The organism is Candidatus Dechloromonas phosphoritropha, assembly GCA_016722705.1.
GTDB lineage: Bacteria > Pseudomonadota > Gammaproteobacteria > Burkholderiales > Rhodocyclaceae > Azonexus > Azonexus phosphoritrophus.
On the sequence record JADKGN010000004.1, the window covers coordinates 849,174 to 873,787 of the forward strand.

At 61.7% G+C, this 24,614-nt stretch carries 22 protein-coding genes and 4 pseudogenes; 16 read left to right on the forward strand and 10 right to left on the reverse strand.

Features of this window, described 5'->3' with window-relative positions:
* Nucleotides 1–89: 89 nt before the first annotated feature.
* Nucleotides 90–431 (reverse strand): annotated as a pseudogene (locus tag IPP03_09610) (transposase).
* Complete coding sequence (locus tag IPP03_09615; GenBank protein ID MBL0352896.1) at nt 359–904, reverse strand: winged helix-turn-helix domain-containing protein; 546 nt, start codon at nt 902–904, stop codon at nt 359–361. The pseudogene IPP03_09610 and the gene IPP03_09615 overlap by 73 nt, the downstream one beginning before the upstream one ends.
* Nucleotides 905–980: 76 nt before the next feature.
* Here IPP03_09615 and IPP03_09620 point away from each other — a divergent pair.
* The 4 genes and pseudogenes from IPP03_09620 to IPP03_09635 all read left to right on the forward strand — a co-directional run bounded on the left by IPP03_09620 (nt 981) and on the right by IPP03_09635 (nt 4,081).
* A pseudogene (locus IPP03_09620) lies at nt 981–1,575 on the forward strand (class II aldolase/adducin family protein).
* A gap of 61 nt (nt 1,576–1,636) precedes the next feature.
* Nucleotides 1,637–3,343: a DUF1538 domain-containing protein gene (locus tag IPP03_09625; protein MBL0352897.1), complete on the forward strand. Its 1,707-nt coding sequence runs from the start codon at nt 1,637–1,639 to the stop codon at nt 3,341–3,343.
* Complete coding sequence (locus IPP03_09630) at nt 3,343–3,723, forward strand: P-II family nitrogen regulator (GenBank protein MBL0352898.1); 381 nt, start codon at nt 3,343–3,345, stop codon at nt 3,721–3,723. The genes IPP03_09625 and IPP03_09630 overlap by 1 nt, the downstream gene beginning before the upstream one ends.
* Nucleotides 3,724–3,730: 7 nt before the next feature.
* Nucleotides 3,731–4,081: a hypothetical protein gene (locus tag IPP03_09635; GenBank protein MBL0352899.1), complete on the forward strand. Its 351-nt coding sequence runs from the start codon at nt 3,731–3,733 to the stop codon at nt 4,079–4,081.
* Between the two features lie 128 nt (nt 4,082–4,209).
* On the opposite strand, the gene IPP03_09640 is transcribed toward IPP03_09635, so the two are convergent.
* The 4 genes from IPP03_09640 to IPP03_09655 all read right to left on the reverse strand — a co-directional run bounded on the left by IPP03_09640 (nt 4,210) and on the right by IPP03_09655 (nt 7,013).
* Nucleotides 4,210–4,449 carry a universal stress protein gene (locus IPP03_09640; GenBank protein MBL0352900.1) on the reverse strand — a complete coding sequence of 80 codons (240 nt, stop codon included), beginning with the start codon at nt 4,447–4,449 and terminating at the stop codon, nt 4,210–4,212.
* A 194-nt stretch (nt 4,450–4,643) separates the two neighbouring features.
* Nucleotides 4,644–5,039, reverse strand: coding sequence for an IS630 family transposase (locus IPP03_09645; GenBank protein ID MBL0352901.1), 396 nt, complete (start codon nt 5,037–5,039; stop codon nt 4,644–4,646).
* A 314-nt stretch (nt 5,040–5,353) separates the two neighbouring features.
* Nucleotides 5,354–5,782, reverse strand: a complete 429-nt coding sequence (gene mscL, locus IPP03_09650) for a large conductance mechanosensitive channel protein MscL (GenBank protein ID MBL0352902.1) — start codon at nt 5,780–5,782, stop codon at nt 5,354–5,356.
* A gap of 76 nt (nt 5,783–5,858) precedes the next feature.
* Nucleotides 5,859–7,013: a pyridoxal phosphate-dependent aminotransferase gene (locus tag IPP03_09655; GenBank protein ID MBL0352903.1), complete on the reverse strand. Its 1,155-nt coding sequence runs from the start codon at nt 7,011–7,013 to the stop codon at nt 5,859–5,861.
* 135 nt (nt 7,014–7,148) lie between these two features.
* On the opposite strand from IPP03_09655, the gene IPP03_09660 reads away from it, so the two are divergent.
* From IPP03_09660 to IPP03_09670, 3 genes are all read left to right on the forward strand, one after another.
* Nucleotides 7,149–7,373, forward strand: a complete 225-nt coding sequence (locus IPP03_09660; GenBank protein ID MBL0352904.1) for an AbrB/MazE/SpoVT family DNA-binding domain-containing protein — start codon at nt 7,149–7,151, stop codon at nt 7,371–7,373.
* Entirely contained in the window at nt 7,370–7,759 is a 390-nt protein-coding gene (locus IPP03_09665; GenBank protein MBL0352905.1) for a type II toxin-antitoxin system death-on-curing family toxin, read from the forward strand. The genes IPP03_09660 and IPP03_09665 overlap by 4 nt, the downstream gene beginning before the upstream one ends.
* Before the next feature lie 308 nt (nt 7,760–8,067).
* Nucleotides 8,068–9,330: a sodium:proton antiporter gene (locus IPP03_09670; protein ID MBL0352906.1), complete on the forward strand. Its 1,263-nt coding sequence runs from the start codon at nt 8,068–8,070 to the stop codon at nt 9,328–9,330.
* Between the two features lie 251 nt (nt 9,331–9,581).
* Here the strand turns inward: IPP03_09670 and IPP03_09675 are convergent, their stop codons facing one another.
* The gene (locus IPP03_09675) at nt 9,582–10,841 is read right to left on the reverse strand and encodes an HlyC/CorC family transporter (GenBank protein ID MBL0352907.1); all 1,260 of its coding nucleotides are present in this window, start codon (nt 10,839–10,841) and stop codon (nt 9,582–9,584) included.
* Nucleotides 10,842–10,856: 15 nt separating this feature from the next.
* Complete coding sequence (locus IPP03_09680) at nt 10,857–12,626, reverse strand: DUF21 domain-containing protein (protein ID MBL0352908.1); 1,770 nt, start codon at nt 12,624–12,626, stop codon at nt 10,857–10,859.
* Between the two features lie 454 nt (nt 12,627–13,080).
* On the opposite strand from IPP03_09680, the gene IPP03_09685 reads away from it, so the two are divergent.
* The 6 genes and pseudogenes from IPP03_09685 to IPP03_09710 all read left to right on the forward strand — a co-directional run bounded on the left by IPP03_09685 (nt 13,081) and on the right by IPP03_09710 (nt 18,946).
* Complete coding sequence (locus IPP03_09685; GenBank protein MBL0352909.1) at nt 13,081–13,545, forward strand: universal stress protein; 465 nt, start codon at nt 13,081–13,083, stop codon at nt 13,543–13,545.
* Nucleotides 13,546–13,573: 28 nt separating this feature from the next.
* Nucleotides 13,574–15,372, forward strand: a pseudogene (locus tag IPP03_09690) (Na/Pi cotransporter family protein).
* Nucleotides 15,373–15,552: 180 nt separating this feature from the next.
* On the forward strand, nt 15,553–16,641 hold the full coding sequence (mtnA, locus tag IPP03_09695) for an S-methyl-5-thioribose-1-phosphate isomerase (protein ID MBL0352910.1): 1,089 nt from the start codon (nt 15,553–15,555) through the stop codon (nt 16,639–16,641).
* Entirely contained in the window at nt 16,634–17,263 is a 630-nt protein-coding gene (locus IPP03_09700) for a class II aldolase/adducin family protein (protein ID MBL0352911.1), read from the forward strand. The genes mtnA and IPP03_09700 overlap by 8 nt, the downstream gene beginning before the upstream one ends.
* Nucleotides 17,264–17,399: 136 nt before the next feature.
* A complete protein-coding gene (locus IPP03_09705; protein ID MBL0352912.1) occupies nt 17,400–17,918 on the forward strand; it encodes a DUF3124 domain-containing protein in 519 nt (172 codons plus the stop codon).
* A complete protein-coding gene (locus IPP03_09710; protein ID MBL0352913.1) occupies nt 17,915–18,946 on the forward strand; it encodes an NAD-binding protein in 1,032 nt (343 codons plus the stop codon). Before IPP03_09705 ends, IPP03_09710 begins: the two co-directional genes overlap by 4 nt.
* 65 nt (nt 18,947–19,011) lie before the next feature.
* On the opposite strand, the gene IPP03_09715 is transcribed toward IPP03_09710, so the two are convergent.
* On the reverse strand, nt 19,012–19,434 hold the full coding sequence (locus tag IPP03_09715; protein ID MBL0352914.1) for a universal stress protein: 423 nt from the start codon (nt 19,432–19,434) through the stop codon (nt 19,012–19,014).
* Nucleotides 19,435–19,668: 234 nt separating this feature from the next.
* Here IPP03_09715 and IPP03_09720 point away from each other — a divergent pair.
* From IPP03_09720 to IPP03_09730, 3 genes and pseudogenes are all read left to right on the forward strand, one after another.
* A pseudogene (locus IPP03_09720) lies at nt 19,669–20,904 on the forward strand (citrate transporter).
* 78 nt (nt 20,905–20,982) lie between these two features.
* The gene (locus tag IPP03_09725; GenBank protein ID MBL0352915.1) at nt 20,983–22,341 is read left to right on the forward strand and encodes a cation:proton antiporter; all 1,359 of its coding nucleotides are present in this window, start codon (nt 20,983–20,985) and stop codon (nt 22,339–22,341) included.
* 4 nt (nt 22,342–22,345) lie between these two features.
* The gene (locus IPP03_09730) at nt 22,346–23,623 is read left to right on the forward strand and encodes an MFS transporter (GenBank protein MBL0352916.1); all 1,278 of its coding nucleotides are present in this window, start codon (nt 22,346–22,348) and stop codon (nt 23,621–23,623) included.
* Between the two features lie 13 nt (nt 23,624–23,636).
* Here the strand turns inward: IPP03_09730 and IPP03_09735 are convergent, their stop codons facing one another.
* Nucleotides 23,637–24,416 (reverse strand): ferredoxin--NADP reductase, encoded by a 780-nt coding sequence (locus IPP03_09735; GenBank protein MBL0352917.1) that lies wholly within the window; start codon nt 24,414–24,416, stop codon nt 23,637–23,639.
* Nucleotides 24,417–24,614 lie beyond the last annotated feature (198 nt).

Below are 24,614 nucleotides of genomic sequence, written 5' to 3' on the forward strand. Positions count from 1 at the left end.
TCATCCCAGAGATGCTCGACCGGGTTGAGTTCAGGGGCATAGGGAGGCAACGGTAGCAGGTGTATGTTTTCGGGTGTTCTGAGTGCTTGGCTGGCATGCCAGCCCGCACCGTCAAGGACCATGACGATCCGATCCATCGGATGGCGTGCCGCCACTTCGTCGAGGAATAGCTGCATGCACGGCGTATTGACGTGCGGCAAGATCAGCGAGTCAAGCGCGCCCGTATCCACATCGACGGCCGCGTAGGCGTAGGTGTATTGGTGGGTGAGCATGGCCCGGCACAACGGTCGAATGGGTTGGGGCGCCCAGGCACGACGCACATCGTTGATGCGCCCGAAGCGCGCTTCGTCCTGAAACATCAGACGGATCGGGGTTCCTTGAGCGAAATCTCTCCGGAGTTCGGCAAGGGTGTCGGGGAGTTTTTTTTCCACGCCTCCTGCGCGGTCGGATCACTTTGCGGATGTCGCTTGTCTGGCGCCAGCTTGCGCCAACCGTTGCGATGCAGCACGTTGTAGGCGGAGGACAGCGCCATCGGGCGTCCCAGCGCTTTCTCCAGGGCCGGCTTGATCTGACTGACGACCAATATACCGCCCTTGGCCGCTTGGTCGAAAAAGGGTTTCAACAGTTCGGCTTCTTGCGCTCGGGTGAAATTCTCCCGGTGGCGTCCGCCTCGTGCAGGTTCCGATTCACCGCCTACCCGATGTCCAGCCAGAAACGCGTTGCGTAATCGTGAGGCCCAACTGAGCGAAACACCGATCACCGCGGCGGTCTGCTCAAGATTCAAACCGTAGCACAACGGCAGAACAACCGCTTGGGCCTGGCGCAGTTGTTCCACACTCTTGGCTTCTTTGACAATCTTCAGCGCCTCCGCTACCGACCCCTCTCCCTTGAACGGCCTTCCCATGCCACACCTCAGATCTCATTGAGATGCACTTATTATTGCTTAATTGGTGTGAAAATGGAATGACCCGTGCACCGCCTTGATCGCCACTGCCTTGCGCACCATCGGCTCCAACGGACTTGGCCGCGGCACCGCAGGCAATGTCAGCGTGCGCACTGGCGAAGGCTTTTTCATCACGCCGACCGGCATACCCTACGCAACATTGGTGGCCGAAGACATACCGCTGATGGCACTCGACGGCACCCATCGCGGCCGGCGCAACCCGTCTTCGGAATGGCGCTTCCATCGGGACCTCTACGCCACGCGACCGGAAGTCGGTGCCGTACTGCACGCGCACGCGCCGTTCGCCGTCAGCCTCCCCTGCCTGCGCCACGACATCCCGCCCTTCCATTAACTGATCACGCGCTTCGGCGGCGACACCAAGCGCTGCGCCGGTTACGCCATTTTTGGCTCGCAGGCGCTGTCGACCGCAGCAATGACCGCTCTCGCAGGACGCAAGGGCTGCCTGCTCGCCAATCATGGCCTGCTGGTCGCCGGGAGCGATCCCGACGCGACACTGGTGCTGGCCTGCGAACTCGAAGACCTTTGCAAGCAATACGGGCGAGCCAGTGCTGCTGACGCCGGACGAAATGCACCCGGTGCGGGAAGCATTTTCGCGGTACGGCCAACAATAGGGTGCAAGACCAATACCGGCGCTTGTGGCAGAATGGGGTTCGATTCACGTCAGGGTCGTGCATGTCCAACAAGAATATCCGTTACGGCCAGTATCTTGGGGCGGTTCGCCGCCATCACCGGCATATCAGTTACAGCGAGGTCATTTCTGCCGAACGCTCCTTGCCGAGCCGGCGCGCCACGTTGCGGCCACTGGATATCCACCGTCTGGTAACGCCTTACGTAACGGTGCGTTTCGCCGAGCAGATGCGGTCGGTAATACCGCTGGCGCTGATGCTGGTCGGCTTTCAGGCCCTGGCGTTGCGTACCACGCCGGAAGAGGCGGAGATGATCGCTCTCGGCATCAGTGCCGTGATGATCGGTCTGATGCTGTTCATGGAAGGTGTCAAGCTGGGCCTGATGCCATTTGCCGAAAATATCGGCTTCCTGATGCCCGGGCGGTCGAGCGCCGCGACGATCCTGGCTTTCGGGGCGATGCTCGGCACCGCCGCAACCTTTGCCGAACCGGCAATCGGTGCGTTGCAGGTGGCCGGAGCGTCCGTCTCCGAGGCGCGCGCCGCCCTTCTCAAGGCCCTGCTGGGCGACTGGGCCGGCGCCTTGGTGCTGGCCGTCGCCGTCGGCGTCGGGTGCGCCGTCGCTCTCGGGCTGCTACGCCTCATGTTCGGCTGGCAGATGAAAACCCTCGTCTTGATCATCGTTCCGGTCTGCCTTGGGCTGACCGCCTACGCCGCCGGGCAGCCCGGGCTCGAGCGCGTGCTCGGGCTGGCCTGGGATTGCGGGGCAATCACCACCGGGCCGGTAACCGTCCCTCTTGTCCTTGCCATAGGCATCGGCGTCGCAGCCTCGGCCGGGCGTGGCGAGAACCCGCTGTCGGGCTTCGGTATCGTCACGCTGGCATCGCTGTTCCCGATCATCTTCGTTCTCAGCACCGCAATCTACCTCTCCGGCGAGAGTCTGCCTCCGGTCACCGCAGTCACCCAGGTGGCGAAGGCTTGGTATGAGGAGCCGCCGGTCACCGATCTGCTCGGCGCCGCCCGCTCGATTCTGCCGCTGGTCCTGCTGCTCTTCATCGTCCAGCACTATCTATTGCGGACGCCGATCAAGCGCCGGCAGATCGTTATCTATGGCATCAGCTTCGCCTTGATCGGCATGATGTTCTTCAACATCGGCCTGACTGCAGGCTTGGTCGAACTCGGCAACCAAGCTGGCAACAACGTGCCCTGGGCATTTTCGCCAAACCGCAAAACGGGGGCACCGGCGCTCTACCCGCGTTTCCTCGGGCTGACCATGACCTTGGTGTTCGCCTTCTGCATCGGCTACGGCGCGACCATTGCCGAACCGGCACTGAACGCGATGGGAATCACCGTCGAAAACCTGACCAACGGCGCTTTCAAGAAACGCCTTCTGCTGCGATCGGTTGCCATCGGCGTCGGCCTCGGAGCCGCCCTGGGCGTGGCACGGATCCTCTTCGACCTGCCGCTGGCCTGGCTGGTCGTTGGCGCCTACACCGTCGCTCTCGGCCTGACGGTTTTTTCACGCGAGGAGGTCGTCAATCTCGCCTGGGACAGCGCCGGTGTGACTACCGGCCCGATCACCGTCCCGCTGCTTCTGGCCCTCGGCATTGGCCTGGCTGAAGCGGTCGGCGCTCCGGAAGGTTTCGGCATCCTCGCCATGTGCTCGGCGGGACCAATCATCAGCGTGCTTGCCGCCGGTCTCTGGATCGACTGGCGCAACCGCGAACCGGTTTACAGCAACGCAAAGGGAAGTTGATGAGCCAGAGTGAAATGATCGTTCTGACCGATGCGGTATTGATCACCGCGATTGTCCAGCGTGGCAGTGCCGAAAAGGTCGTTCAGGTAGCCCAGGATGCCGGCGCTCAGGGAGCGACCATCTTTCACGCCCAAGGGACGGGCGTACGCCAGAAACGCCTCGGCATTCTCGGCCTGGCAATCAATGCCCAGAAGGAAGTCATCTACATTGTCGTACCCACCGATCAGGCAGACAATATTTTTGAGCGTATTTTCGTCGCCGCCAAGATCGACACTCCGGGTATGGGCATCCTGTGGATGTCGCCGATCGAAAAGATGGCCACCTATGTTCCGCACGAGGTTGCCGCCCGCTTCGGCCTTCATTTCGATTCGCGGAAGTGATGCGGCGATGAGCGCACTCGGTCACATCGGACGCGAAATAGAGAAGAGCCTGATCACGGCGATCGTAAAGCCGGGCAGCGGCCTGAAACTACTCAAGGCGCTGGCCGAGGCCCCCGGCGTGTTGTCGGTGTCGCACCATCATGCGCGCGGCGTGGGCAAACGTCGAATGCGCACGGGACAGCTTTTTTCCAGTGAACGCGACGTTCTCATCGTGCTCACCGAGGCCGAACATGCCGACAGCGTCTTTGACCGCGTCTTCAGTGAGGGTCATATCGGCGAACTGGGGACCGGAATGGTTTTCATGGAAAAGATCTTGCGCGGACACCCGATGATGCCGCTAGACCTGGCCGATTGGTAGCAACCCTGGCCACAGCAATCAAGCCGTCAATCCGGGAACACGAACGCTCTCTCTGGCTTGGCGCCGCGTCGATTGGTGCCGCCTGTTCGCTGGCATGGCCACCGTGACAATGCCGTAGGGGAGCGAGATTACTTGATCAGTGTTACTGGCAGGCCGGTCAGCTGCAGCAGGCGCGTCGTCACCGACCCCATCAAGGCGCCTTTAATGCCGGCCAGGCCACGCCTGCCGATGAATACCTTGTCACAGCCATTTTCCTTGGCGTAGCGGGCGGCCGTCTCGGTAATCGGTCCAATAAGCAGCGCAGCGGTATCAGGAACGCCAGCCTGGTCGAGCAAGGCGCGCGCCGAGCGCAGGGGCTTCGCCGCCACGTGTTTCCTGCATGGCTTTCGATCTCGCGTTCCGGCACGTGATTCCGTTTCTAATTCGTTAAGGAAACGCCGATTTATTCGTCACCCCGGCGAAGGCCGGGGTCCAGGCCGTTGATTTTTCTGGATTCCGGCCTTCGCCGGAATGACAATTTTGGAATAAATCAGCGCTTCCTTAATGCATTAGCGATCCACGGCTAGTGTCCGATTGAGCGGACACGCTGGTGCTCTGATTCAAGGATTTTGAGGCTCGATTCGAGCTGATCTTCAAGTGCATCGATGCTATCGAAGGCCAGGTTGTGGAAGAACTTCTCGCGCAGTTCATCCCAGAGATGCTCGACCGGGTTGAGTTCAGGGGCATAGGGAGGCAACGGTAACAGGTGTATGTTTTCGGGTGTTCTGAGTGCTTGGCTGGCATGCCAGCCCGCACCGTCAAGGACCATGACGATCCGATCCATCGGATGGCGTGCCGCCACTTCGTCGAGGAATAGCTGCATGCACGGCGTATTGACGTGCGGCAAGATCAGCGAGTCAAGCTCGCCCGTATCCACATCGACGGCCGCGTAGGCGTAGGTGTATTGGTGGGTGAGCATGGCCCGGCACAACGGTCGAATGGGTTGGGGTGCCCGAAGCGCGCTTCGTCCTGAAACATCAGACAGATCGGGGTTCCTTGAGCGAAATCTCTCCGGAGTTCGCCAAGGGTGTCGGGGAGTTTTTTTCCGCGCCTCCTGCGCGGTCGGATCACTTTGCGGATGTCGCTTGTCTGGCGCCAGCTTGCGCCAACCTGGAAATGGAATTATTTCGTCAATACCGCCCCGAAGCGAGCATTCCGAGGCGGTGGATATCCGTAGCGCCGGGGCACAAAAAAAGCCGCTGAAAGCGGCTTTCCTGTGATTCCGGCAACCGATTACTTCTTCAGCGAATCGCGAATCTCGCGCAGCAGGATGACGTCTTCCGGCGTGGCCGGGGCTTCGGGTTCCGGCGCCGGCGGTTCTGCGTTGCGTAGGCGATTGAGCTGCTTGACCATCATGAAAATGACGAAGGCGAGGATGATGAAATTGACCAGGATGGTCAGGAATGAACCGTAGGCGAATACCGGAATTCCAGCGGTCTTGATGTCGGCCAGCGTTGTCAGTTTATTTGGGTTGTCGCTGAGTACGAAAAACAGGTTGGAAAAATCCAGCCGGCCGGTGACGCGCGAGATCAGCGGCATGATCAGGTCGCCGACGATCGAGTCCACGATCTTGCCGAAGGCGCCGCCGATGATGACGCCGACCGCGAGATCCATCGCATTGCCCTTGACCGCGAACTCCTTGAATTCCTGAAGCATACTCATGACGGATTCCTTTCTGCCTTGCTAGTTTTATGGTGGCTGGATTATTGACGCGTCACCGTCCTGCGTCAACACCCTTTCACAGCCGCCGCAGACGCTCCCCGGCCACGACCAGGGTTTCCTCACGCTTGGCAAAGCAGAAGCGCACGACGCGATCATCCCGGCCATCGGCGTTGAACACCGAAACCGGTATCACTGCGACCCCGATCTCGCGGGTCAGCCATTCGGCAAAGGCGCAGTCGGGAAGATTGGAAATTGCACTGTAGCGCGCCAGCTGGAAATAGGTGCCGCGACAGGGCAGGATCTCGAACCGCGTATCGGCCAGCAAGCGGCGGAAGAAATCGCGCTTTTCCTGGTAGAAGGCCGCCAGCCCGAGGTAGCGCGCGGCGTCCTGCATGTAGTCGGCGAGCGCCAGTTGCGACGGCGTGTGCACGGTAAAGACGTTGAACTGGTGCACCTTGCGGAACTCGGCCATGAGTGCTGCCGGGCCAACGACGTAACCGATCTTCCAGCCGGTAATGTGATAGGTCTTGCCGAAGCTGGAAACGACGATGCTGCGCGGCGCCAGTTCGGCATGGCCGCACAGGCTAGCGTGCCGCTCACCATCAAATACGATGTGTTCGTAGACCTCGTCGGAAAGGACAACGATATCGGTGCCACGCAGCAATTCGGCCAGCTTTTCCAGGTCGACCGCAGTCAGCAGGCTACCGGTCGGGTTATGTGGCGAATTGACGATGACCATCCGCGTTTTCGGCGATATCAGCCGCGCCACCTGAACCCAGTCCGGCGCGTAATCGGGGAATTGCAGTTGTGCGAAAACCGCCGTGCCACCCACGGTTTCGATGGCCGGCACGTAGGAATCGTAAACCGGCTCGAAAACGATCACTTCGTCACCCGGCCGCACGAAGGCGGCGATTGCAGTGAAGATCGCTTGCGTCGCGCCGGCGGTGACTGTCACCTCGCTGTCGACATCGAAACGCGCCCCATACAGGCCGGCGACCTTGTCGACGATAGCCTGGCGCAGTTCCGGCATGCCGGCCATCGGTGCGTACTGGTTGCGTCCGGCCAGCATGTGGTGGTGCATGGCGTCGAACAGCGCCGGTTCGGCCTGGAAATCGGGAAAGCCCTGTGACAGGTTGATTGCCCCGCACTCAGCGGCGAGGCGCGACATCACGGTAAAAATGGTCGTCCCCATGGCAGGGAAGCGGGAGTCGATATGTATCGGGGTTTGCATGTTGGCCTTGCACTCCCTACGGTCGCGGTCGACCGTGAAAAAGAGGTGAAAATCATGCGCCAAGCCAGCCCGGCAGGCAACCACAAGCTTGAAAGTGCCGTAGTATTACATACGTTATAACAAACAGAAGCTGCCATGTTCGCGCTCAAACTGACACAGATCGGCAATTCGGTGGGTGTCGTGCTGCCCAAGGAACTGCTGGCCAAGCTGCATGTAGAAAAAGGTGACACCGTCTATGTGACCGAATCACCTGATGGAGTGCGCCTGACGCCCTTCGACCCGGCCTTCGAAAAGCAGATGGAAGCCGCTCGCAAGATCATGAAAGCGCGGCGCAACGTGCTGCATGAGCTGGCTAAATGAACAACTGGACGTGGATTGAAGAATCCGTCGTCTGGGCAGTTCACGAAGCGCAACTCGCCGGGCATGGCGGGGCGACCGGCGTGCGCGACGCCGGCTTGCTGGCCTCAGCCTTGGCGCGTCCGCTCAACCTGGCCGCCTACGATAGTGAGGCCGACGCTGCTGCGCTGGCGGCCGCCTATGGCTTCGGTATCGCACGCAATCATCCTTTCATCGACGGCAATAAACGTACCGCATTTGTCTGTACCGAGCTTTTTCTTGCACTCAACGGCTACCAGTTGCAGGCTGACGATGCCAACTGCGTCAGTACCATGCTCTCCCTGGCGGCCGGCGACTTGCCTGAATCTGCATTCGCCGCCTGGCTGCGCACGAATACCGCGACTGTCTGAATAATGAACATCGACTGCATCCCGGACCCGCAGCCTGCGCGCCGGCCCTGAGCAGGGGACGATCACCATCATCATCGACCAGACCCGCTTGCCGCACGCACTGAACTGACTGCGCGTCTCCGCACTGGGCGCCGGCGCGCATGGAGACGGTGCTCGTAGCGCTACCCTGTAACCCTGGTTGCCGGCGTGTCAATGTTCTGGATTCTCTGAAGCGGCGGCCGCTCGAGCTCTTGCCTTCGTTGGCGACATTGCGGCAGCGCCATGATATCGCTAGACTCACAAGTTGTTTTTCGTGCGCGGAGAGTGAAGTGGACGCTGGTAACTCGATCGACATCGCCAAGCACGTGCTTGTGGAATTCGGAGAAATCCTCTCCATCGGCACTCTGTGCGCTTTTCTGGCGCAGAAGATCAAGGTTCCCGACGTGGTGACCTTTCTGCTCGCCGGCATGCTGATGGGCCCCGAAGTCGCGGGTCATCTGCTGGGTACCGACACCATCGGCGTGATCAACATCAAGGCGGACTCGGCGCTCAACCAGTTGATACTGATCTTCGGCTCCTGCTATATCCTGTTCGACGGCGGCGCCACCCTGCGCCTCAAGGTACTCAAGGAAGTCTGGATCACCATTTTGGTCATGTCCACGCTGGGCGTGCTGATCACCACCTTCGCTACCGGCCTGGTCGCGCATTACGTGCTCGGCGTACCACTGATTGTCGCCCTCCTGCTGGCCGCGACCATCGCCTCGACCGACCCGGCGACCTTGGTGCCTGTCTTCAAGCAAGTGAAGATCAAGGCCAAGGTGGCGCAGACCGTGATGAGCGAATCGGCTTTCAACGACGCGATGGGCGCCATCATCACCTTAACCATCCTGGGGATCGCCATGGGTCAGGGGGAATTCTCGCTGGCCGACGCCGCCGTAAAACTGATCAAGGAATCAGTTTTGGGTATCCTGGCCGGCGGCGTACTGGGCTACCTGGCGGCCTGGCTGATAGCGCATGAAAAGTTCGACTACCTCGCCGAATACGCGCCGGTGGTCAGCCTGATGGCGGTGATCGGCGCCTACTTGAGCGCCGATGGAATGCATGCCTCGGGCTTCATGGGGGTCTTCGTGTTCGGCATCATGCTCGGCAACAAGGAAATGTTCGGCTTCCGGATGGAAGGCGAGGAGGAAGAATTGCTCGAACATTTCATCCTCACCACCGCCTTCATCATGCGTATGTTCATCTTCATTCTGCTCGGCAGCCAAGTGGACTTCGCGCTGATGAACAAGTATCTGGCCAGCGGCGTGATCATCGTCACCTTCTTCATGCTGGTGGCGCGCCCGCTCACCGTGTTTCTGTGCGCTGCGCCCGACTGGCGCGCCAAATGGACGCTGAACGAACTACTCTTCATGTGTTGGACTCGTGAAACCGGGGTCATTCCGGCCGCGCTGGCCGGCATCCTGGTCGGCCTCAAGGCGCCGATGGCTGACATGATCGCCTCGGTGACCTTCATCGCCGTGCTGATGACGATCATTATCCAGGCCACCACCACCAAGTGGCTGGGCGACCGGCTCGGATTGCTGGAAAGATAGGTTGGCGGATACGTCGAAGGATAGGAAATTCACTCCACTCTGGAAAGGATCCCGTGCCTGGGAGTTGCTGACAATGCGCCCGCCCATGCGGCTATCGCTGCGTCGAAACTTCGTCGCGATGGCCTGTCTTGCGGCTGGAATGCTCAACCATTTGCACACCTTTCCCTGGCCGCTGCACAAGAAACGGCACAGGCCCGGTTTAGGCCGGTCGGCCTGAACTTGTCGATGGCCGGTGTTGCCCGAAGGCTCCCCTAGACCCGCTCGATGCGCACCTTGGTCGCGGTGCGCCCATCGGCTTCGGCTACCGTATAGCGATAACCGTTTTCCACGACCTCGTTGCCCACCGCTGGAATGTGCCGTAGGCGGCTGATGAGGAAGCCAGCGATCGTATGCACCTCGCCAGCCGGCAGGTTGAGGTTCAGCGAGTCGTTGAGTTCCGAAATCGGCGCCCTCCCGCTGACCAGGTAGGTCTCTTCATTCACCGACTCGATGGCCGAACGGCTTGGCGGCTTCATGGAGTCGAAGTCAAAGCCCGTATCCACGGTGCCGACAACCTCCTCGAAGATGTCTTCCATCGACAGGATGCCCGTTGCCGAACCGAATTCATCGACGACAATGGCCATGTGATCCGTGCGCGCGCGAAGTAGCGGCAGCACCTGGTCCAGCCGCTGCTTGGGTGTCAGGTAGAGAGCGGGCTTGACGAAGTCGGCGATCGGCCGCTGCAGAATGTCGGGCAACAGCAGATCCCACGTGCTCAGCGTCAGCACTCCGGTCACGTTGGTCATGTTGCCGCGAAAAACCGGCAGGCGATTGAACCCGGAATCCCAGACGCGGCGGACCGCCTGTCTCATCCCGCGAAGTTCGTTGAGACCGGTGACCTCGGCCAGCGGCGTCATTACCTCGCCAACGGTGGTGTCGGCGAATCGGAAGATACGACGAATGCGCTGCTTGGTCGTGGCGGCACTGTCCGAGGAAGTTTCCGAGACATCGATCAGCACGCGCAACTCATCCTTGGTTATGAAGCCGCTGGCCCCGGACGTCGCACCGCCAAAGAGGCGAGCGGCAACGCGCGCGATACGGCTGAAGACGAAAATCACCGGATAGAACGCATAGGAGAAGAAGCGCAGCGGGTAGATGACCCTGGTGACGATCGTATCGGCCTTCTGCTGGAAGATGCTCTTGGGCACGATTTCACCGAAGATCAGCAGGAACGGCGTAAACACCAGCACCGAAACCAGATCGCCGCTTTCCCCAAGCAGGTCTATGAAGAGCAGAGTACCCATGGTGGTGATCGTTACCGTCGCGATATTGGTGCCGACAAGCGTCGTCCCGAGCATCACGTCCGGGGCGCGGAACAGGCTCAGGACCAGTTTGGCTCCGGCATTTCCGTTCCTGGCTTCATGGCGCAGACGAATCTTGTCGGAATTGACCATTGCCAGTTCAGACCCCGAGAAGAAACCCTTGAGCACCAGGAAAACCAGGATTACCAGCAGTTCAAAGATGTGTCCCATCGCTTTTCTCCTTGCCTATTCCGCGATGTCCGCGGCTTTGTCGGTCGGTGCATTGCTCGGCACGGGGTCATCCACCGACTGTTCCACGATGTCCGCGGCTTTGTCGGTCGCTGTATTGCTCGGCACGGGGTCATCCACCGACTGTTCCGCGATGTCCGCGGCTTTGTCGGTCGCTGCATCACTGGACACGGGGTCATCCACCGACTGTTCCACGATGTCCGCGGCTTTGTCGGTCGCTGCATTGCTCGGCACGGGGTCATCCACCGACCGTTCCACGATGTCCGCGGTTTTGTCGGTCGCTGCATTACTCAGCGCGGGGTCATCCACCGACCGTTTCTGACATTCCTCGGTCGGTTCATTCAGAAGATCGTGTTCGTACTCGTCGAACACCTCGTGCTCCCGTTCCTGCGTTGCCGGCGAATCTTCAGGCATCGGTTCGGCGACGCTTTCCAATTCCAGCGGCTCGTCTTCGACGATCTCCGGTTCATCCGGCGTGCGACCATGCGCGACACGGACCTTGGTGATGCGCGTCCTGCTCACCTCCTTGATTGTGATCTCATAATCGGCGAAAAAGACCTTCTCGCCGACCCGCGGCAGGCGACCGAAGAGGACCAGGGCCACGCCGCCGATGGTATTCATCAGCGGATCCTCGATGTCGAAATTGGTAAGGGTGCGCAGATCAGCCAGGCGCATGTAACCGGGGACGGTAAAGCTGTTGCTGCCCTTTTCCCGGTAGTACTGCTGCCCACGCATCGTGCCCGAGATTTCGCCGAAGATGAAGCTGAGCACGTCCTTCATGGTGACGATGCCGAGCACCTCGCCATACTCGCCGATGACAACGGCGGCGCGGGTATTGAAACGTTGGAAGTACTCGAGCATCTCATCGACTTTCTTCGTTGGCGGGACGAAGTGCGCCGGTTTGAGGATTTCCTTGAGCTTTATCTTGGAGCGGTCGGCATCGGCATTGATCCGGCGCAGTAGATCGTCGGCATGCAGAAAGCCGATGACATTGTCCCAGTGACCACGGTAGACGGGGACGCGCGGATGACGATAGCCGCGAAACACCTCGATCATGTCTTTAACGGGCAGACCGCCGTCAAGGGAGCGAATCTGTGGGCCTGGGGTCATGATCCGGGCGACGTCGGTTTCGGCGGCCTCGAGCACCTTGTCGATCAGTACCCGTTCCGAGGCTTGTATGACGCCCGTCTCCTCGCTGTCGGCCATCAGCGTTCGCAGTTCGTCGGCCTTGAGGATGTTCTCGCGTCCGACGTGCTCGCCGACGACGAAGGTCGTGACGCGGTCGGCTACCATGCGAACCACGTTGCGCAGGGGGGTGACGATCAGTATCCATTTCGGCAGGATACGGGCCGAGAGCTGGGTCGCATACTTGACCGGGAAATTGACGGCTATCGTTTTCGGTGTCACTTCGCCGAACAGCAGCAAAAGCGGCACCATGACGACGATGTTAATCCAGCCGGCATCCGCCTCGCCGAACGCGTGAACGAGGATCATGGTCATGTTGGCCGCTGCCGCGATGTTCACCAGTTCGTTGCCGCAGAGCAGCGAGACGATCAGTCGTCGTGGCTCGTCGAGCATGGCGTGGATGCTCTCGGAATAGGGATTGCGCGAATTGCGCAACTTCTGAAGATCGACGCGACTCAGCGAAAACAGGGCGGTTTCAGAACCGGAGAAAAACGCCGACATGCCGAAGAGCACGCACTGAACCAGAATGCGGATCGTGAGTTCCCAGTTGATTGACGATATGCTGAACCATTCCCAGTCCATGAAATCCCCCCACCTCAGGAATTGCTGTTGACGAGCAAGAATTCGGAAGCGCCGGCCATCAGGGCCACCTTCGCTCCTTGGTCCCCTGCAGCGGCACAAAAAGCGAAGGATAGGTGCAATCAGATAAAGGAACAAGGGGGCATGCGCCCGGTTCCCGCACTCCATCGACTTTACTCCCGCTGCCGCCGGGCATTTCCGTCGGCGCCGACCGGCGAACTCCGCGATGCCGCCGAGGGTTTGCCCCTTCTCTCGGTAAGGTAAAATTCCTTATTCGCGGGGAAGATGCTGTATCGCTTTTAGAATTGGGGTAGACGGCACGCAAGATCAGCATTCAAGATGACGGCCGGGGCGCTCTGTCGCGGGGGCGAGGCGTTTGGCCGGGCATGTCCGCATTTACGTGAAAGGAGATCTACCGATGTCAGAGGAAGAGAAGAGTGGTAGTAGTCGGGTGAGGATGACGGGTAGGCCGCTACTTGTTCCGGTCGATTTCTCCGCCTATTCGGAGGCGGCGCTGCTGCTGGCGAGCGATCTAGCAGACGGGCTGGGGGCGCGGCTGGTGGTTCTGCACGTCGTGCACGACCCGCTGAACATGCCTGGCTACTATGCCCGCATGACGCGCAAGAAGACGCTGACCCTGATGGAAGACATCGCCGCCGAAATGCTCGACGAATTCATGACCAAGGTAGCCATGCGGAATCCTGAGCGGAAGGCGCTGCAAAAGCCGGAACTCCTGTTGGTCAAGGGCATCCCGGTCACCCGCATTCTGCAGGTGGCCGAGAAAGAGAAGGCGAGAATGATAGTGATGGGCAGCCAGGGCGCCACCGGCCTGAAGCATCTGCTGCTGGGATCAGTCGCCGAGCAGGTTCTTGGCCTCGCCAAGCTGCCGGTCACCATCGTCAAGGAACAACCAAAACGCTGAGTCGAAACAATCGGAGGAGCCCCGAGTCATGCTGAACACGTATCTGAAACAATATCCCGCGAACACTGGCGCGCTGATCGCGCTCTGCATCGTCGGCTCGGTTCTTGGCGTCATCGCCTGGCCGGCGCTCGCCGCTGGCGAGGAAGCTGCCGGAATGAACTGGGGTGGCATGACGACGGAGTTGCTCGGCGGCCTCGCCCTGTTCCTCTACGGCATGGTGCAGATGGAAGTGGCGCTCAAGGCCGTGGCCGGCGAGCGCATGAAAAACATCCTCGCCACGCTGACCGTCAACCGTTTTGCCGGTTTGGGAACGGGTGCCGTGGTGACCGCGGTGATCCAGTCGTCATCGGTGACCACGGTCCTGCTGGTCGGCTTCATCTCGGCCGGGCTGATGTCGCTGCCGCAATCGGTCGGCGTCATCATCGGCGCCAAGATCGGTACGACCATCACCGGCCAGATCGTCGCCTTCAAGATCACCAAGGCGGCGCTGGCGATGATCGCCGCTGGCTTCGCCATGCTCTTCCTATCCAGGAACGAGAAGATCAAGAGTTACGGCGGCATGCTGATGGGCCTCGGTCTGGTCTTCTTTGGCATGCACGTGATGGGTGAGGCGATGCTGCCGCTACGCAGCTGCCAGCCCTTCCTCGACATGATGCAGACAATGACCAACCCGGTCATCGCGGTAATCGTCTCCGCCCTGTTTACCGGGCTGATCCAGTCGTCGTCGGCGACCACGGCCATCGTCATCGTCATGGCCTCGCAAGGCTTCATCAGCCTCGACGCGGGTATCCCCCTCTGGCCATGGGTGCCAACATCGGCACCTGCGTGACGGCATTGCTGGCGGCCATCGGCAAACCACGCGAGGCCGTCCGTTGCGCCGTGGTGCATACCGGGCTGGCGGTAACCGGCGTCTTGATCTGGCTGCCTTTCGTCAGCTTCATCGCCAATTTTGTCACGGCAATCTCGCCGACCTACCCCGATCTCACCGGCATCGAACTGCTGGCGGCCGAGACGCCGCGCCAGATCGCCAACGCGCACACCTTCTTTAACATCGCCAACGGCTGTATCTTCATCTGGTTCACGACCTACATCGCCCGCATCGCCGAATGGCTGGTGCCCGACAAGCCGCTCGAAGACGAAGCGGTCATCGTGCGCACCAGGTTCATGCAGAAGGAGTTCCTGACCACGCCGTCGTTGGCGATCGGAGAGGCGCGCATGGAGATGATGCACATGGGCGAGACGGTCAATGCCATGCTGCGGGACATCATGCCGGCGATCATCAAGGGCGACCGGAAGGCGCTCGAGGACATCCGGCAGATGGACGACACGGTCAATATCCTGCATGTCGAAATCATCGATTACCTGGCCAAGATCAGCAAGCAGCAGTTATCCGAGGAGCAGAGCAGGGAGTTGGTGAAATTGATGGAGGCGGTGGGCAATCTCGAGAACATCGGCGACATCGTCGGAACCAATCTGGTGGCGCTCGGCCACGACCGGATCAGGGACAAGGTCGAGGTCAGCGCGGCCACGCAGCAGGTGCTCAACGGCTTCCAGGAAGCTGTAGGCAAGGCGGTTGCCGCTGCCATTCAGGCGGTCGGCGAGGGCAACGAGCGCGCGGCGCAGGTGGTGACTTCGATGAAGAGCGAGATCAGGCGGATCGCCGAGTCGGCGGCCGCACACCAGGCCCGCCGTCTGGTTGCCGGGGAACACAACCGGTTGCCGGCGTATACCCTGAAAATCAAGATCATCGAAATGCAGAAACGCATCTACTACTTCGCCAAACACATGGCCAAAACCGTCTTGCCGGCGGCCGTGCAGGACCAGTAGCGCATGGCGGCGCGTGGCAATGGCGGGTTCCGCACCCGCCCTGCCCCGTCGTCGGTGCTTTGGATATTGAAAGCGGTCGGCGGGGATTTCCGTCCTGTCACCGCGCTCACCGAAAGCCGCGCCTGACTCGTCAGGCCGGATACGAGCCTGTAACTGGATTTTGTACTACCTGTCCAATTCATGAACATCGACGGTATCCCCACCCGCAGCCTGCGCGCAAATCCTGAGCGCCGCGTCATCGACATCATCGATCAGACCCGTCTGCCGCATGCGCTGCACTGGGTGCGCGTCGCCACGCTCGAAGAGGCCGCCCACGCCATCGCTTCAATGCAGGTGCGGGGCGCGCCGCTGATCGGTGCCACCGCCGCCTACGGGCTGGCGCTCGCTCTCGACTTCGATGCCTCCGACGCCCGGCTGGCCAAGGCCGCGACAATGCTGCGGTCGACCCGGCCGACGGCCGTGAATCTGCATTGGGCGCTGGCCCGCATGGAAGCCGTCGTCGCGCCGCTGCCGCCTGACCGGCGCCGCGCCGCCGCGTGGACCGAGGCTGCCAAGATCGCCGACGAGGACATCGCCCGGAACATCGCCATCGGCCAGCATTGCCTTGCGCTGTGGCGCGATCTGATCGTCGCCGAACGCGGGACCCTCAACGTGATGACCCACTGCAACGCCGGCTGGCTGGCCACCGTCGACCGCGGCACGGCACTGTCGCCGGTCTATGCCGCGCACGACGCCGGCATTCCGGTGCATGTCTGGGTTTCCGAAACGCGGCCACGCAACCAGGGCCTGCTCACCGCCTGGGAACTGGAACAGCACGGCGTGCCGCACACGCTGATCGCCGACAACGCCGCCGGCCTCCTCATGCGCAACGGCAAGGTCGATACGGTGATCGTCGGCGCCGACCGCATTGCCGCCAACGGCGATGTCGCCAACAAGATCGGTACCTACCTCAAGGCGCTGGCCTGCGCCGACAACGGCATTCCGTTTTACGTCGCGGCGCCGCGCTCGACCATCGACTTCGCCTGCGCCGACGGTGCACATATCCCCATCGAGGAGCGTGACGGCGACGAACTTCGTCTGGTTTGCGGCCTCGACCAGCACGCCCAACTCTCGGCGCTGCGCCAGTTGCCGGCCAGCGAGGATGTCGCCAATCCGGCCTTCGACGTGACGCCGGGCTGGCTGGTCAAGGCCATCGTCAGCGAGCGCGGCGCCTGCGCCGCCAGCCGCGAGGGCTTGCTTTCGCTCTACCCGGAGGAAGCCGGTGGCTGACCCGCGCGACGACCTGATCGCCACCGCCCGCGCCATGCAACTGGCCGGGCTGAACAAGGGCACCGCAGGCAACGTCAGCGTGCGCGACGGCGACGGTTTCCTGATCACGCCGACCGGCCTGCCCTACGATACCCTTACCGCGGACGATATCCCGCGCATGGCGCGCGACGGCTCGCATGTCGGCCCGCGCAAGCCCTCTTCCGAATGGCGCTTTCACCGCGACCTCTACGCCGCCCGGCCCGAACTCGGCGCCGTGCTGCACGCCCATTCGCCCTTCGCCGTCAGCCTCGCCTGCCTGCGCCGCGACATTCCGCCCTTCCACTACATGATCGCGCGCTTCGGCGGCGACACCATCCGTTGCGCCGACTATGCGATTTTCGGCTCCGCTGAACTGTCGACCGCGGCAATGGCCGCCATGCGCGGGCGCACGGGTTGCCTGCTCGCCAACCACGGCTTGCTGGTCGCCGGCCGCAACCTCGATGAGGCATTGACACTCGCCGTTGAACTCGAGGAACTCTGCGGGCAGTACTGGCGCGCCTGCCAGCTCGGCCACCCTGTCCTGTTGACGTCCGATGAAATGCGGGCGGTCCTCGAACAATTCCGTGCCTACGGACAACAGTAGACCTGCCGCCGCCCAACGCGCGCCGGAACAACCGCGGCAGGAACGCAAATCCTCGCGTTTTTTCTGCAAAATGGCTTGCGCTGACGCCCCACGATGCCGCTAGACTTGGCAAACTAACGCACACAAGGAGGAGACGATGAAAAGATCAGAATCACGCGGATTTCTGCGGGCAGTCGTATTTGGCCTTTTCCTGGCGTCGACCGTGGTCAGCGCCCAGGAAATACGCATGCTGAGCAACGGGGGCTTGCTCTATCTGCCGATCTATTCGCACGTAGTCTTCGGCAACCTTGGTCGGAGCGGCACGCCGTCACAGGTCTCGCTCTCGACGCTGGCCAGCATTCGCAACACTGATCCACGGCGCCCGCTGCGCGTTCTCACGGCGCGCTATTTCGACACCGACGGCAAACTCATCGGCGAGCGCGTGCCAAAACCCGTGGTCGTGCCACCGCTGGGCACGCTCGAACTGTTCATCGAGCGCAATGATCTCTCGGGTGGGTCCGGTGCCAACTTCATCATCAAGTGGGATGCCAGCTCGCCGATCAATCCGCCGCTGGTCGAAGCCCTGCACGTCAACATGGATGGCGGCAAGGCGGTCGTCTTCATGACCCAGTCGCAGCCGATCGAAGATCCCGCCGCCCAGCCAGCCCGGCAATGAATCCCTCGCATACCGGCTACATCCTTCGCCTGCTCTATGCCGCGCTGGGTGGGCTGGTTGCCGTTCTCGCCTTCGGCACCATCGGCTACATGGAGCTTACCGATGGCAATTATTCCTGGTTCGACTGTTTCTACATGACTTTCATCACCATCGCCACCATTGGCTTCGCCGAGATCATCGACATGACCGGCAACCAGCCGGCGCGCATGCTGACGGTCGCCATCGGCATTCTAGGCGCCGGCGATTTGTCGATCCTGTTCTCAATCGTCACGGTGTTTATCCTTGAATCAGATCTCAACGGAACCCTCCAGAGGAAACGCATGGAAAAAATGATCAGGAAACTGAAGGGCCATTACGTCCTTTGCGGCTTCGGGCGCGTCGGCCGCAACATCGCGCGCGAACTCGAAGCCACCAAACACCGCTATGTCGCCATTGACGAGGAAATCGAGCGCCTTGATGAATACAAGGAGAAGAACCCCGGGTTTCTCTACCTGAATGGCGACGCCAGCGACGACGATGTACTGCTGGTTGCCGACCTCGAAGATGCCAAGGGCCTGTTCGCCGTCACCGGCGACGACTCGCGCAACCTGATGATCGTCATCACCGCCAAACAAATCAAACCGACGCTGCGCGTCGTCGCCCGCTGCTCGGAAGAGCGCAACATCGAGAAGATGCGCAAGGCTGGCGCCGATGCCATCGTCTCGCCTGACCTGACCGGCGGCATGCGCATCGCGTCGGCGATGATCCGCCCGCACGTCGCTTCCTTCCTCGAAGAAATGCGCAGATCGGTGTCGAACCTGCGGGTCGAGGATATCCCGATTCCGGCTGGCTTCATTCCCAAGCCGATGGGTGCGCTGCAACCGCGCGGCGACAATTACATCCTCCTCGCCGCCCGCGAGCGCAACGGCAACTGGCAGTTCAACCCGGACGCCGAATACCTGCTCAAGCCCGGATTCACGCTGGTCGCGATGGTCACTCCGGAGGGACGCCGGGAACTTGAAACCCTGCTGATCGACATGCGCGCCTGACGCTGATGCCGCGCTGGACGGTGCGGCAGGCTGCTGGCCCCGGTTGGCGACAATAGGAGAAGGAACTATTTGACCAGCGTCACCGGCAATTTGGTCATGCCAAACACGCGCGTTGCCACCGAACCCATCAGGAAACTGCCAATGACACCCAGGCCGCGCGTACCCATGACGATCTTTCCGCAGGAGTTCTCGACGGCGTAGCGAACAATGGTCTCGGCAACCGGCCCGATCAGAACGGCGGCCGTGTAGGGCATACCCGCGTTATCAAGGAGCGCACGTGCCGATTCGAGGACATCGCCACCACATGCTTCCTGCATGTCCTCGATTTCGCTTGCCGGCATATGGCCACGCAACTCGTGGGAGTCGATCGGCAACTGAACGTTGATCAGGGCGATCTCGGTCCCGGCGCCACCATTCACCTCGGAAATGACGTGGCGCACGGCGCGATCGGAATGACTGGAGCCATCAACCGGGAGCAGTATCTTCATGGCAATTACCTTGGACGTTTCGTTGGCCAGAGTTTAGCCGAATCCCTTGCCACATGCGGTCTACGACGCTCCCCTGGCAGCGGGGACCACTGCGGGGAAACCACGGGAAGCACTGAATCTGCATCGATGCTAGAATTTCCGCCATTCTAGACTCTTTGGAAATTGATGAGATCGCTGCTTGGCGGACGCCGACTACATCTCCTGGCAGCCTTGCCGGCCCTGTTCGCCGTACCGCTGGCGCTCGCGACACCGGGTGCTGAGGAGGCGACCGTCTCCGGCATTCCCGTCGATTTCATTCTCTTCGCCGCGACACTTCTCGGCGTCGCCTTGTTTCACCATCATGCCCTGCCAGTGGCCCTCACTGGCGTGGTGGCAATTGCCACCTACAAGATCCTGTTCACCGGCTTCGAGACCGCTGAAGGCCTGGCTGGATTCGGCCTGCACATGGCGCATGAGTGGGTGCTGCTGATCAATCTGCTCTGCCTGCTGGTCGGCTTTGCGCTTCTGGCCCGCCATTTCGAGGACAGCGGCGTGCCGGAAATCCTGCCGAAGCTGCTGCCAGCAGGCTGGATGGGGCCTTTCGTGCTTCTTGTCATCATCTTCCTGCTCTCGGGCTTTCTCGATAACATCGCCGCGGCATTGATCGGCGCCACGGTGGCGGCCAGCGTTTTCAGGCGCAAGGTCCATATCGGCTATCTTGCCGCCATCGTCGCCGCCTCGAATGCCGGCGGTGCCGGCTCCGTGCTCGGTGACACGACGACGACGATGATGTGGATCGACGGGATCAGCCCGCTTGCCATGGTCAGTGCCTTCCTGCCTGCCGCAGTGGCGATGATTGTCTTCGGCATCCCGGCGGCGCGGATGCAGCACAGGCACATGGCGATCACCCGCAACCTGCAGGCAGTTCATCACATCGACTGGGCACGCGTCGGCATCGTCGCGTTCATCCTCGTTGCGGCAATCGCCACCAACGTCACCGTGAATCTGAAGTTCGCCGCGCTGGCCGACAGCTTTCCTTTTCTTGGCAGTGCGGTCTGGGTTGCGCTGCTGCTCGCGGCGCCGCTGCGCAAGCCCGAATGGAGCCTGATGCCGGGCGCCATCAAGGGCTCTGTCTTCCTGCTGGCGCTGGTCACCTGCGCCTCGATGATGCCGGTGGAAAAGCTGCCGCCCGCTTCGTGGCCGTCAACACTGGCCCTGGGCTTCCTCTCTGCCGTCTTCGACAACATTCCGCTGACCGCGCTGGCCCTCAGGCAGGGTGGCTACGACTGGGGTTTCCTTGCCTACGCCGTCGGCTTCGGTGGTTCAATGCTGTGGTTCGGATCCTCATCCGGCGTCGCGGTGGCGAATCTGTTCCCGCAGGCGAGGTCGGTCGGCCAGTGGCTACGCCACGGCTGGATGATACCCATCGGCTACGTGGTCGGCTTCTTGGTCATGCTGGCCGTGCTGGGCTGGCATCCGCATGAGAGACACAAGGACAATCTGCCCGCCCCGGCCAGTTCGCAACCCTTGTCTTCCCCGGGCGACGCCCACTAACCGAAAGCCCAGGCCATGCCCCTCCATATCCGCCGCCTCATCCCCCTCGCCCTGCTCGCCGCCGCCTGGCCGGTCTTCGCCGCCGGCTCCGGCGTGATCGGCGAGAACCTTCTGTGGCTGGCCATCATCATTCTCGCCGCCCGCCTCTTCGCGCCGCTAGCCGAGCGCGTGGGCTTTCCGGCGGTTCTCGGTGAACTGCTGCTTGGCGTCGTCCTCGGCAATCTCGGATTGCTCGGTTTTCAATACTTCGCGACCATCGCCAGAGATCCGATCATCATGTTCCTGGCCGAACTCGGCGTCATCGTCCTGCTGCTGCAGATCGGCCTCGAAACCCGCCTCGGTGACCTGGTCAGAGTCGGCGGCCGCGCCTCGCTAGTCGGTATCGTCGGCATCACGGTCCCGTTCGTCCTCGGTGCTTTCGTCGCCGGTCCGCTATTGCTCAAAGGCATGGACTTCAAGGCCTACCTGTTCCTCGGCGCGACGCTGGCGGCCACCTCGGTCGGCATCACCGGCCGCGTCTTCCGTGATCTCGGCAAGCTGAAGATGCCAGAAGCGCAAATCGTTCTGGGCGCCGCCGTCATCGACGATGTCCTCGGACTGGTTATCCTCGCGGTCGTCTCCAGCCTCGTTGAAGCCGGCACCGTCAGCCTCGCCGAGGTTCTGCTGATCATTGCCAAGGCGGTGCTCTTTCTCGGCGGTTCGATCGCGATTGGTCGGGCTATCGCGCCGCGCTTGCTGAACTGGGCTTCACGACTGGACAGCAGCCAGTCGATGCTGTTTTCCCTGGTTCTCGTTGCCGGCCTGTTCCTCGCATGGCTCGCCCATGCCGTCGGCCTTGCCCCGATCATCGGTGGCTTCGCCGCCGGCCTGCTGTTCGAGCCAGTCTTCCTCAAGCATTTCGAGACACCGAAAGTCGTCCAGGAAATCGAGCCGCTGCTGCCTGCCGGGGTCGACGCCGAGCAGATCAGCAAGATCCGCGCCGTGCTCGCGCGCCACACCAGCCACCAGCACGAGCACATGATCGAGCCGATCGGCTATTTCTTCGTTCCGGTATTTTTCGTGTTGACCGGCATGCAGGTCGACCTGACCGTGCTGGCCGATCCCGAGGTTGTCATGATCGCGCTCGGCATCACGGTCGCGGCGGTTGTCGGCAAGCTGGTCGCCGGTTTCGCCGCAGGAAAGGGCAAGAATCCGTGGCTGGTCGGCTGGGGCATGGTGCCACGCGGCGAGGTCGGGCTGATCTTCGCGATGGCCGGAAAAAACCTCGGCGTCATGAGCGAGGCGATGTTCTCGGTGATCGTCATCATGGTCATCCTCACCACGCTGCTGACGCCGCCCATCCTCATCGTGCTGCTGCGCCGGCAGGAAACCTGAGCCGATGCTCAACCTGACCACCGAACAGAAGCGCCGGCGCTGGCTGGCGCTCGGCATCGTCGCCTTGACCTACGTGCTCTCCTTCTTCCAGCGCTTCGCGCCGGCGGGCATCGCCCAGGATCTGGCGGCAGCCTTCTCGACCTCGGCGGCATCACTCGGTGCTCTGGCGGCGACCTATTTCTACGTCTACACGCTGATGCAGATCCCCACGGGGATCCTCGCCGACACGCTCGGGCCGCGCCGGATTCTGGCGCTCGGCGGCATCATTGGCGGTCTCGGCAGCTTCATGTTCGGGTTCGCCCCGTCGCTCGACTGGGCGCTGGCCGGGCGCACGCTGATCGGCCTCGGGGTTTCGGTGACCTTCATCGCCATGCTCAAGCTGATCGCCGTCTGGTTCGAGGAAAGCCGCTTCGCGACCATGGTCGGCATCTGCATGCTAGTCGGCAACATGGGCTCAGTGCTTGCCGGCGCACCGCTATCCGGGCTGGCCCAGGCGACCGGGTGGCGTGGCGTGTTTATCGGCATCGGCGTCGTTTCGCTGGTGCTGGCGGTGGCCTGCTGGGCCATCGTACGCGACCGGCCGGATGCCAGCAGCGCCGCGGCCACGTCACGCTTCGATCGCACCGTGGTCCTCTCCGGGCTGCTCGCGGTTTTGAAGAATCGTGCCACGTGGCCGACGATCATCGTCAATACGGGAATGGCCGGCGCCTTCTTCACCTTCGGCGGGCTGTGGGCGACACCCTATCTGGTGCAGGTGCACGGCATGGCGCGCCCGGCTGCGTCGGCGCACCTTTCGCTATGGTTCGGCGGCTTCGCCATCGGCTGCTTCTTCATCGGCACGCTGTCCGACCGCATCTGCCGGCGCAAGCCGGTGCTCATCGCCACCTCGCACGTCTACGCGGCAATCTGGCTGGTCTGGCTATCCGGGATCACCATGCCACCCTGGCTTTCATATTCGCTGTTCGTGCTGATGGGGCTGGTCACCGCGGGCTTCAGTCTGACCTGGGCCTGCGCGAAAGAAGTCAATCCGCCGCTTCTGTCCGGCATGTCGACAAGTATCGCCAATATCGGCGGCTTCCTCGCCGGGGCGTTGCTGCAACCGCTGGTCGGCTGGGTGATGGATCTTGGCTGGAAGGGAGAGATACTCAACGGCAGCCGCTTCTATGGCCTCGATACCTGGCGCGACGGCGTGCTCGTCGTCGCGCTGTGCGCGCTGATGGGCGCCATCGGCAGCTGGTGGATCCACGAGACCCGCTGCCGCAACGTCTGGAAGCGGGCCTGACCGGGGTTTCGGCTCACTTCTCGACGAAGGCGCGCTCGATCACGTAATCGCCCAACTCGCCTGTATAGTGGCGGGCTACCTTGAAGCCACGGGCGTCGAGCAGGGCCGCGGTATCGGCCAGCATGTGCGGGCCACCGCAGATCATCACGCGATCGCTGGCCGGATCGAGCGGCGTCTCACCAATGTCGGCGAACAGCTTGCCAGATTCGACAAGGTCGGTGAGGCGTCCTTCGTTCTCGAAGGGTTCGCGCGTCACGGTCGGGTAGTAGATCAGCTTCTCGCGCGCCCATTCGCCGAAGAACTCGTGCTTGGTGATCTCGTGCTCGATGTAGTCGCGGTAGGCCAACTCGTTGGTCCACCGCACGCCATGCACGAGTATGACCTTGGCGAAGCGCTCGTAGGTTTCCGGATCGTGGATCAGGCTCATGAACGGCGCCAGCCCGGTGCCGGTCGCGAACATGAAAAGCCTCCTGCCGGGCTTGAGGTCGCGCAGGACCAGCGTGCCGGTCGGCTTGCGGCTGACGATCACCGGGTCGCCCGGCTGCAGGTGCTGCAGGCGCGAGGTGAGCGGACCATTGGTGACCTTGATGCTGAAGAACTCCAGGTAATCCTCGTGATTCGCGCTGGCAATGCTGTAGGCGCGGGTCAGCGGACGGCCGGCGACCTCAAGCCCGAGCATCACGAACTGCCCGTTGGTGAAGCGCAAACCACGATCGCGCGTCGTCTTGAACGAGAACAGCGTATCGTTCCAGTGATGGACGGAAAGGACGGTTTCAGTGGCGAGGGTGGTCATATGCGGGCTCCGGTTTTGAATCGGACCAGATCAGGCGGCGTGAGTTGCACATTACACGCATAAAATTCACGACTTGCCAGCGTTTTGCCCGCTGACGGACGGGGCAATCGCATGAATGCCAATGTCGTGAACACATTGAAAGTAAGCCATTGATCGTCAGAGTCTATTTTTGAGGGTGTACAACAGTGGCATTCATGC